Source organism: Paenarthrobacter sp. CCNWLY172 (genome assembly GCF_037402035.1).
In the GTDB taxonomy this organism is placed as follows: Bacteria; Actinomycetota; Actinomycetes; order Actinomycetales; family Micrococcaceae; genus Arthrobacter.
The window spans coordinates 142511-151007 of record NZ_JBBEGB010000011.1 but is presented as its reverse complement, the minus strand read 5'-3'; the positions used below and the strand labels follow the sequence as shown (position 1 = coordinate 151007).

The window sequence follows — 8497 nt, the reverse complement described above, 5'->3', positions numbered from 1 at the left end:
AAACGGGCAAGGACATGTCCCATAAGTACAAGGAAACCGCGATGGGCGGCCTCGCCGTCAACGTCGTCGAATGCTGAGTCTGTTTACTGTCAGTGCCTAGTGCCATGCTGTATCCATGAGCGGGGGATACGACAGGGATTTTTTGCGGGCACGTCTCGAGCTGCCCAGTCCGTCGGCAACGACGATTCTTTTGGACTACGTCCACTTCTCCGTGCGTTTCCGGGCTGCCCGGAAACTCGCGGCGATCGTGGGGGTCAACATTCACGGCAAGGAACTGAACCCACTGGCCCGTGAGGGCACCTGGCATTTCGACGACAGGATTCCCAGGGAACAGCAGGCAGGCCCGGACGTCTACAAGAACAACGCGTTCGACCGCGGCCACCTGGTGAGACGCCTGGACCCGGTGTGGGGAGATGCGGCCACGGCCAAGAAAGCCAACCAGGACACGTTTGCCTTCACCAACGCTGCGCCGCAGGTGGATGACTTCAACCAAGGCAAAGAGCTGTGGGTGGGGCTCGAGGATCACGTGCTGAGCCATGCCGATGCCCACGACGCCAAGCTCAGTGTTTTCACCGGGCCCGTCTTCCTTGACGATGACCAGCCCTACCGGGGCGTTCAGATCCCGCGAAAGTTCTGGAAGATCGCGGCCTGGACCAACGACGCCAAGCTGGCCGCCGTGGGGTTCGTCCTTGACCAGTCGCCGCTGCTGGGCAAAGTGGAACTGAAGAGGGCCATCAACCAGAAGCTTCTGGAGGGGGAGCCACCTCCACTGGGACCGTTCCGGACCTTCCAGGTTCCTATTGGTCAGATAGCAGACCTGACAGGACTGAGCCTCAGCAGGCTCACCAACGCGGACCGGCTCGTCAGCGGCCAGCGGGAACTGGGCAGGCAGCCGAAAGCGATCCAGCTGGATAGCGCGGACCAGATCAGGTTGTAGGCAACCTCAGGACTGTGGGTTTGCCCGTCAACCAGCAGATTTTTCCCGGCCCGATAGACTTGGGGCTGCATGTCCGCATGCGCACCACGCTTTTGAACACTGCACCAAACCCCTGAGATTGGACACGGCCACCTTGCGAGAATTTACCGCCCGCTTTGCCACCGCCGAGGAAATCGACAACTGGGACAAGCACGTCACGGCCAATCCGAACGGCGGCAACATGCTGCAGTCGGACGCCTACGCCGCCGTCAAGGACGGCAACGGCTGGCTGGTCCGCCGCCTGGTGGTGGAGACCGCCGATTACACCAGCTACAACCTGCTCCTGGAGAAGAAGTTCCCGGTCCTGGGCCGGCTTTGGTACCTGATCAAGGGGCCGGACGCTGCCGCCGTGGATGACATCAGCCCCCTGCTCAAGGCCATCTCCGCCTTGGCCAAGGAGCAGAAGATGAACGTCTTCACCATCAAGATCGAGCCGGACATCGTTGAATCGCCAGTGGTTGCAGCACAACTCAAGGCCGCAGGACTGGTCAAGGCGCCCAACATCCAGTCCAACGATTCCACCGCGCTGCTGGACATCTCGGCGCCGGCCAACGAGGTCCTCCGCAGCATTTCCTCGCGCGCCCGGAATGCGGTCCGCAGGGCGCAGCGCGAAGGCTGCGAGGTTGTGCAGGGAGAGCCCGGCGAGGACAGCTATCGCAAGCTTTACGCCCTCATGCGGAACACCATGGACGCTAAAGGCGCCATGCCACTGCGGAGCTACGAGTACTACGCAAAGTTTTGGGAAGAGTTCTGCAGCCGGGGCCAGGGTCACTTCTTCTTCGTCTACGAAGATGGGGCACCGAGCGTGGGGGCTTTCGTCATCAACTACGGCTCCAAGGCCACCTACAAGGACGGCGGATCCACCCAGAACCGCAAGCAGTACGGCGACTCACATCTGGTCCAGTGGGCAGCGATCCAGCGCATGCAGGAGCTCGGCTGCGTGGAGTACGACTTCTGCGGTACGCCGCCTGCCGCAAGGATCAAGGACAAGAGCCACCCGCTCTACGGCCTTGGATCGTTCAAGACAAGCTTCACCAAAACCGTCACGGACTTTGTGGGCTGCTACGACCTCGTCCTGGGACCTGTCCGCTACAAACTTTGGCTCAAGGGTGCGGAACGCATCTTCCGCCGACTCGAGACCATGCGCACCGGCGGCCAGTTCTACTGACGGCCACCGCAGCCCGCAAGCCAAGCAACTTCAGGCCCGCCCCTGCCACCAACGGGTGCAAATCTACATTTAGGTGAGGAAATTTCTTTGACTCCGATTGAGGCTGGAACCGCCATGGAATTCGTGATTCTCAGTGACGCTGATTTCGAGACCTTTGCCAAGGGACACCCACAGGGAAGCTTCATCCAGTCCATGGACCTCACGCGATTCCAGCGTGCCCGTGGCCAGGAAGTGGAACTCTTCGGGGTCATGCAGGGCGGCAGCCTGATCGCTGCGGGAAAACTCGTCTACTCGTCCAACCGCCTGGGCTACAAGATCGCAGACTGCGCCAAGGGACCACTGATGGACTACAGCGACCCCACAGTGGTGCGCTTCGTCGTCGAGCAGTTGAAAAAGCATGCAGCCTCAAAGAAGGCCGCTGAACTGCGGATCTCACCCAACATCCGGTACATCGCGCGCGACGAAGAGGGCGCAGAGCACCCCGAGGTGGAGGACAACCGTCCCCTGCTGAAGGAATTCGAGGGTTTGGGCTTCAAGCACCAAGGCTTCGACATGAACTTCGCCAACATCAACTGGATGTTCGTCAAACAGCTCAACGGGATTGCTGATTCCGAAGAGCTCATCATGGGCATGAACTACCGCACCCGCAAGGCCATCCGTAAAGCCGAGAAGAACGGTGTGTACCTGGAACAGGCCACGCTGGAAACGCTGGATGAGTTCTACAACGCGCTGAGTACCGCTGGAGATGAGAAGGGCTTCACGTACCGCGAACGCGAGTACTACGAGCAACTGCTCCGCAACACTTCGGACGAGTTCACCAAGCTCATGATGGCCAAGATCAACATCCCTGAGTACCGGGCGTCCATCACGGAACGGCTGGAGGCTGAATCAAAGACCCTCGCAGACCTCAAGCGCGAAGTCGAAGAGACTGGCAGCAAGAAAAAGGCCAACCGCGTCAAGGTAGTCCAGGACCTCGTGGACAGCTACGAGCGCAGCCTCAAGGACATCGAACGCTTCCCTGACTCCGTAGGCGTGGCCACTGTGGCTGCCATCCACTTCGCATGCTCGGGCGACGAACTGGTGTGCGTCATTGGCGGCACCGTGCAGGACTATATCTACTTCAATGGCGCTACGTCCCTGTACTGGGGCATGATGCTCCACGCGCTCAACAACGGATACTCGCGCTACAACTTCTACGGCACGTTCGGCATCCAAGGCCAGGACGAGACCGGGCACGGCGGTTACGAATTCAAGAAGGGATTCGGGGGCGAGGTGGTCCAGCTGGTGGGGGACTTCGTTGCACCGGTGAACCCGCTCATCTTCAACGCCTACCGCGTGGTCAGGAAGCTTGCAGGGGCTGCCCAGACAGTACTGGGACGATTGCCACTGGAGAAATTGCCGGTAGTAGGAAAATTTCGGAGGAACCGCTAATCACACAAGCCAAGGGAGGATCACCGCGTGACTGAACGCCCCGACGGGTCCGCCAGCAGGCCCCATACTGACGGGTTGCCCAAAACCCAGCCGCTCAGGCCATCCCAGGTCCGGCAAAACGTCAACGCCAAGCGTATGCTCATGCGCCTTGTCCAAGGTGACAGCCCGCCCACGGCGCCCATGAACATCGTGGACCGTTTGGCGGGAAGCCCTTATGCCAACCCCACCATCCAGGTAGTGGGAGTGGATGCTTCGGCCCGCAAAACCATCGACTTCGCCCTGCATCTGGCGGAGGTCATGTTCCGTTATGGAGCGGGCGCCCTTGAAGTTGAGACGAGCATGATCGCGGTGACGGCTGCCCTGGGCCTGAAGAACGTCGAAGTGGACATCACCAACCAGTCGGTGGCCATCAACTACGCTCCCAAGGACCAGACGCCCATCACGCTGCTGCGTGTTGTTCGATCCTGGACCAACAACTACGCCGGCTTGGCGCAGGTGCACCAGCTGGTGACTGACATAGTTGCCGGGGGAGTGGGCCGCGATGAAGCCGTACGCCGCTTGAACGAAATCATCCGCAGCGCCAAGCCTTTCCCGCGCTGGATGGTCACGATTGCCTTCGGCATCTTCTCCGCAGTTTTCGTGGGCGTCCTGGGAGGTGGCCTGGGCGCATCCGCGGTGGCCTTCTGCTCCAATATCCTGATCAGCCTGCTCTCACGCCAGCTTGCACGGTGGCGGACAGCGGACTTCTTCAACACCATGGCGTGCGCGTTCCTGGTCACCTTTATCGCGCTGATGCTGCGGTGGGCGGGTGTGGACATTGCTCCGTCCATTGTGGTTGCCGGCGGAATCCTGCTGTTGCTGCCAACGGGTCGACTTGTCTCGTCTGTCCAAGATGCGATCAACGGCTTCCCGGTGACGGCGGCCGGCCGATTCCTTTCCACGGCGCTGACGTTCGGTGCCATCGTGGCAGGGATCGGCGTCGCCGTGGTGGTCGGAACACTGATTGGCAGCGAGGTCCTGGACGTCACGGACACCTTCCCCGATGCGTATCCCTTGTGGGGTCAGGCGATCCTGATCGCGATCGCGGTGGTGGCCATCGGTGTCACCGAACAAACGCAACTGCGCCTGTTGTTCCCGACGGCGGCAGTGGGCATCGTGGGCTTCTTCGTTCTGTGGGGGGCTGGGGCCGCCGGGCTCGGCGATCGCCTGTCACCCGCGGTCGCCGCGGTGGTCATTGGCCTGCTGGGACGTGTGGTGGCGCTCAAACTCGGAGCACCGCAGCTGGTGGTTGCGGTTCCGGCCGCGTTGATCCTGCTTCCCGGCCTCACCATATTCCGGTCAATGTATGTTTTGACCGTCGAAGAGGGAGACATTCTGCTCGGTGCGGGTGGCATGCTGAACGCCGGGGCGATTGTCCTTGGCGTGGCTGCGGGCATCGTGCTCGGCGACAACCTCGCCCGGCCATTGACCAAGGGCCTGTCCAGCAACGAGCGGCGCAGGGTCCGCAGGCGATAAGTGGAACACTACGAACGGCGCTGCCATGAGGCGGCGCCGTTCGTGTTTTAAGTGCTGAAGTTGTACCTGCGCCGAACCTAGATCTGTCCGACCGGAAGCTTCTTCTCCGCTTGGAACACTTCTTCGACGCGACCCTGTGCCCAGTAGCCGGACAGTGACACCTGGGAACGCTCCAATCCCCGCTGGACGAAAAAGATCTCACGGAGGCCCTTCATGTAACCCCGCTCACCATGGGCGAAAACGTCCACCCGGCCGGGCAGCCATTCAGTGGTGCGCAGGGCTTCGAGCAGCAAGTCGCTGGAGCCCGCGGGTACCCCGTTGCGCTGCAGCCAGTGCAGGTTCACGCCGGCGGGGGCGGAGATCGGCAGGATGTCGGCCTCATTGTCCACTTCCAGGAACACCGTTCCGCGGGCATCAGGGGCAAGAGCCTCCACGCATGCTGCAATGGCCGGGATCGCGGCGTCGTCGCCGGCGAACAAGTACCAGTCGGCGTCGGGGGCCGGGTTGTAGGCACCGCCAGGTCCTGTGAAGACCAACGAGTCGCCGGGTTCTGCTGCGGCCGCCCAAGGGCCGGCCAGCCCTTCGTCGCCGTGCACCACGAAGTCGATGGCCAGTTCCTGGGCTTCAAGGTCCACCCAGCGGATGGTGTAGGTCCTGGTGTGCGGCCACAGCTCCCGTGGCATGGTCTCGCGGATGGCCCACAGGTCCAGCGGAAGCTCGTACTCGACGCCCGGCTGGGGGAAGACGATCTTGACGTAGCGGTCCACGTACTGGTTGTTCGTGTAGTCACTGAACCCTGGTCCGCCGGCCACGATCCGCACCATATGCGGTGAAAGGCGTTCATTCCGCAGGACTGTCAGGTTGACCTGCGGGCGGGTTGTACGGGTGGCGGACGAAGTCACGGGGAGAGCAGACATGTAGGTAAGCCTAAGCTAATTTCCTGCACGTCCGCTGGGGATGAGTCAAAGGTTACAGGACAGGCAGTTCCCAGTTGATGGGTTCAGCGCCCTGTTCCGCCAGCAGCTCGTTGCTGCGGCTGAAGGGCTTGGAGCCGAAGAATCCCCGGGAGGCCGAGAGGGGACTGGGATGGACCGACACGATGGATGGTGCTCCATCCAGCAGCGGCAGGACGCCCTCGGCGTCTTTGCCCCAGAGGATGGCAACCAACGGGCTGCGCCGACCCGCACCGTCCGTACGGCGGGCGACGGCGGTGACTGCCGCCGTCGTGATGGCCTCCCAGCCTTTGCCGCGATGCGAGCCGGCAGCTCCGGCGGTGACGCTGAGGACACGGTTCAGCAGGAGGACGCCTTGGCCCGTCCAGGCGCTGAGGTCGCCATGGACCCGGGGAGGTAACCCGAGGTCGTCGTGCAGTTCCCGGTAGATATTGGCGAGGCTGCGCGGGATGGGCCGCGTCTGTGCGGAGACTGCAAAGGAGAGCCCTACGGCGTGTCCCGGCGTGGGGTAGGGGTCTTGGCCCAGGATCAGTACTTTGACCTCTGCCAGCGGCTGCTGGAAGGCGCGCAGTAGGTGGCCGGCCGACGGGAGGACGTGGGTACCGTTCTTGGCTTGGGTCGCGACGAAGTCCAAGGCGCTTCGCAGCTCACCTTCCACGGGCCGCAGGGCATCGGCCCAGTCGGGGGCCATCAGGTGTTCCAGTGGGCGGTCAGGGAGCTCGGCAAAACCTGTCTGGTCCAGGTTGTCCGGCTCAAGGTCAAAGAGTGCATCCTCGCCATTCACCACGCCATTGTCTCCCGCGCAATCCCGGACCGGCGAATGACAGCGTTGTTATTCGCCCGTAACATAGGGGTAGGACATTTTCCCCCAACACGCGTCGAAGGAGTGTGCCGTGGCAGAACCAGCACCGGAACCGATGGCGCCGCAGTCAACAGGGTTTGCCCTTGCAGACCTTGCGGCCGGGATCCGCAGTGACTCTCCGCTCAGCGAACGGGACCAGCAGATGCTGGCCCTGGAACGGCAGTGGTGGAAGTACTCAGGGGCCAAGGAACAGGCCATCCGTGAGCTGTTCGATCTCTCGGCAACACACTATTACCAGATCCTCAACGCGCTGATAGATACCGAAGACGCGTTGGCCCACGATCCCATGCTCGTCAAGAGATTGCGTAGACTACGTACGTCCCGCCAGCGTGCGCGGACGGCACGTCGCTTGGGGTCCGACGCGTAAATCGCCAGGCTGATCTGTCAGCAGCAACCAGCAAGGACAACGCTTCACCATGACCAAATATGCCAAGGACGAATTCGACCAGGTCCCGCAGAACACCTCGCGGCAGGGCGTTCACCGGGACGCCCAGGAAACCACACGCCCCACGTTGTGGCCGGTCCTGACTGTTGGGGCTGTGGCCCTGGTTTTGGGGTTGGTGGCCTTCCTGGTCCTTCCGAACCTCGGCGTGGTGGCTCCCAATGCCGCGCCCAGCGTCTCGACGCCGGCGCCGCAGCAGACTGATTCGTCGCCGTCGGCGGCACCGGGCGAATCCAGCAGTGCACCGTCCGCTTCCAGCGAGCCGACACCGTCAGGGAGCCCGTCCGCAACGCCGTCCTCCGCACCGGTGGACAAGTCCACCCCGGTTGCCGTGTACAACGGTGCCGGCACCGCTGGCTTGGCTGGCCGCGTGGCCGGTCTGGTGGAAGCCGACGGTTGGACACTCAGCACCGTGGGCAACTGGGGCGGCCTGCCGCAGCAGACATCCGTGATCTTCTACAACGCGCCTGAGCAGAAGGTCAACGCCGAGGCGTTGGGCACCTTGTTGGGCATCCAGACGATCCTTGAGTCGCCCGAGGTGCAGCAGCAGTTGGTGGTTGTAGCAGGACCTGGCTACCAGTAAACCCTCGGCCTTCCCGGTGGGTCTTGAGCCCCAACCCGGTTAAGCCTCAATAACAAAAGTGATGCCCCGGGCCTCCACGGGAGCGCCGGCAGAGTGACTGTGGTTACAGTGGATTGATTCCGGTACGGAGATCCCGGCAACCGGTCTTGGCTACTGCGAAAGTGTGGGCATCATGGCATTGGGAACCGTCAAATGGTTCAACGCCGAAAAAGGCTACGGATTCATCACTGTGGATGAGTCGGGTGACGACGTCTTTGTACACTGGTCCGCCATCCAAATGGACGGCTTCCGCGCCCTTGAAGAGGGCCAGCGGGTTGAGTTTGAACTGGGGGAGGGGCAAAAGGGTCCGCAAGCCGAAGGTGTGCGCGTCGCATAGCTTCTTGCAGGATTTCGCTCCCTCTCCGTCAGCCCTCGGCTGAAAGCCCTTTGTTTATAGAGCAAAGTGGCATCTCTGCTTGCACTCTCCCCGGTCGAGTGCTAATTATTGATTTAGCACTCCTATGGTTCGACTGCTAAGTCCAGGCCGGGTTACCCCGGCGTTGGGCGGCATTCGTTCCAGCGGAGGAT

The 8497-nt window shown here is 62.0% G+C and carries 9 protein-coding genes; 7 read left to right on the top strand and 2 right to left on the bottom strand.

From position 1 onward, the window contains the following. The first annotated feature begins 115 nt into the window (after positions 1 to 115). The 4 genes from WBN73_RS17350 to WBN73_RS17335 all read left to right on the top strand — a co-directional run bounded on the left by WBN73_RS17350 (position 116) and on the right by WBN73_RS17335 (position 5090). Positions 116 to 937 carry a DNA/RNA non-specific endonuclease gene (locus WBN73_RS17350; RefSeq protein WP_280627051.1) on the top strand — a complete coding sequence of 274 codons (822 nt, stop codon included), beginning with the start codon at positions 116 to 118 and terminating at the stop codon, positions 935 to 937. A 118-nt stretch (positions 938 to 1055) separates the two neighbouring features. Beyond that, complete coding sequence (locus WBN73_RS17345; protein WP_337340912.1) at positions 1056 to 2144, top strand: lipid II:glycine glycyltransferase FemX; 1089 nt, start codon at positions 1056 to 1058, stop codon at positions 2142 to 2144. Between the two features lie 114 nt (positions 2145 to 2258). Beyond that, positions 2259 to 3575: a peptidoglycan bridge formation glycyltransferase FemA/FemB family protein gene (locus tag WBN73_RS17340; protein ID WP_337340916.1), complete on the top strand. Its 1317-nt coding sequence runs from the start codon at positions 2259 to 2261 to the stop codon at positions 3573 to 3575. A gap of 27 nt (positions 3576 to 3602) precedes the next feature. Further along, complete coding sequence (locus WBN73_RS17335; protein ID WP_207596559.1) at positions 3603 to 5090, top strand: threonine/serine ThrE exporter family protein; 1488 nt, start codon at positions 3603 to 3605, stop codon at positions 5088 to 5090. Positions 5091 to 5167: 77 nt separating this feature from the next. On the opposite strand, the gene WBN73_RS17330 is transcribed toward WBN73_RS17335, so the two are convergent. Together WBN73_RS17330 and WBN73_RS17325 are read right to left on the bottom strand one after the other, a co-directional pair. Continuing rightward, the gene (locus WBN73_RS17330) at positions 5168 to 6007 is read right to left on the bottom strand and encodes a siderophore-interacting protein (protein WP_337340911.1); all 840 of its coding nucleotides are present in this window, start codon (positions 6005 to 6007) and stop codon (positions 5168 to 5170) included. Between the two features lie 52 nt (positions 6008 to 6059). Next, on the bottom strand, positions 6060 to 6830 hold the full coding sequence (locus tag WBN73_RS17325) for a uracil-DNA glycosylase (RefSeq protein WP_337340910.1): 771 nt from the start codon (positions 6828 to 6830) through the stop codon (positions 6060 to 6062). 106 nt (positions 6831 to 6936) lie between these two features. On the opposite strand from WBN73_RS17325, the gene WBN73_RS17320 reads away from it, so the two are divergent. The 3 genes from WBN73_RS17320 to WBN73_RS17310 all read left to right on the top strand — a co-directional run bounded on the left by WBN73_RS17320 (position 6937) and on the right by WBN73_RS17310 (position 8306). Further along, positions 6937 to 7272 carry a DUF3263 domain-containing protein gene (locus WBN73_RS17320; RefSeq protein ID WP_089593893.1) on the top strand — a complete coding sequence of 112 codons (336 nt, stop codon included), beginning with the start codon at positions 6937 to 6939 and terminating at the stop codon, positions 7270 to 7272. A gap of 49 nt (positions 7273 to 7321) precedes the next feature. Then, positions 7322 to 7930 carry a LytR C-terminal domain-containing protein gene (locus WBN73_RS17315; RefSeq protein ID WP_337340909.1) on the top strand — a complete coding sequence of 203 codons (609 nt, stop codon included), beginning with the start codon at positions 7322 to 7324 and terminating at the stop codon, positions 7928 to 7930. 172 nt (positions 7931 to 8102) lie between these two features. Further along, positions 8103 to 8306: a cold-shock protein gene (locus WBN73_RS17310; protein WP_011773737.1), complete on the top strand. Its 204-nt coding sequence runs from the start codon at positions 8103 to 8105 to the stop codon at positions 8304 to 8306. The last annotated feature ends 191 nt before the right edge of the window (positions 8307 to 8497 follow it).

Excerpts from the sequence above, each read along its gene's own strand:
- WBN73_RS17310 (WP_011773737.1), top strand. The coding sequence starts at position 8,103 with ATGGCATTGGGAACCGTCAAATGGTTCAACGCCGAAAAAGGCTACGGA.
- WBN73_RS17315 (WP_337340909.1), top strand. The coding sequence starts at position 7,322 with ATGACCAAATATGCCAAGGACGAATTCGACCAGGTCCCGCAGAACACC.
- WBN73_RS17350 (WP_280627051.1), top strand. The coding sequence starts at position 116 with ATGAGCGGGGGATACGACAGGGATTTTTTGCGGGCACGTCTCGAGCTG.
- WBN73_RS17340 (WP_337340916.1), top strand. The coding sequence starts at position 2,259 with ATGGAATTCGTGATTCTCAGTGACGCTGATTTCGAGACCTTTGCCAAG.
- WBN73_RS17330 (WP_337340911.1), bottom strand. The coding sequence starts at position 6,007 with ATGTCTGCTCTCCCCGTGACTTCGTCCGCCACCCGTACAACCCGCCCG.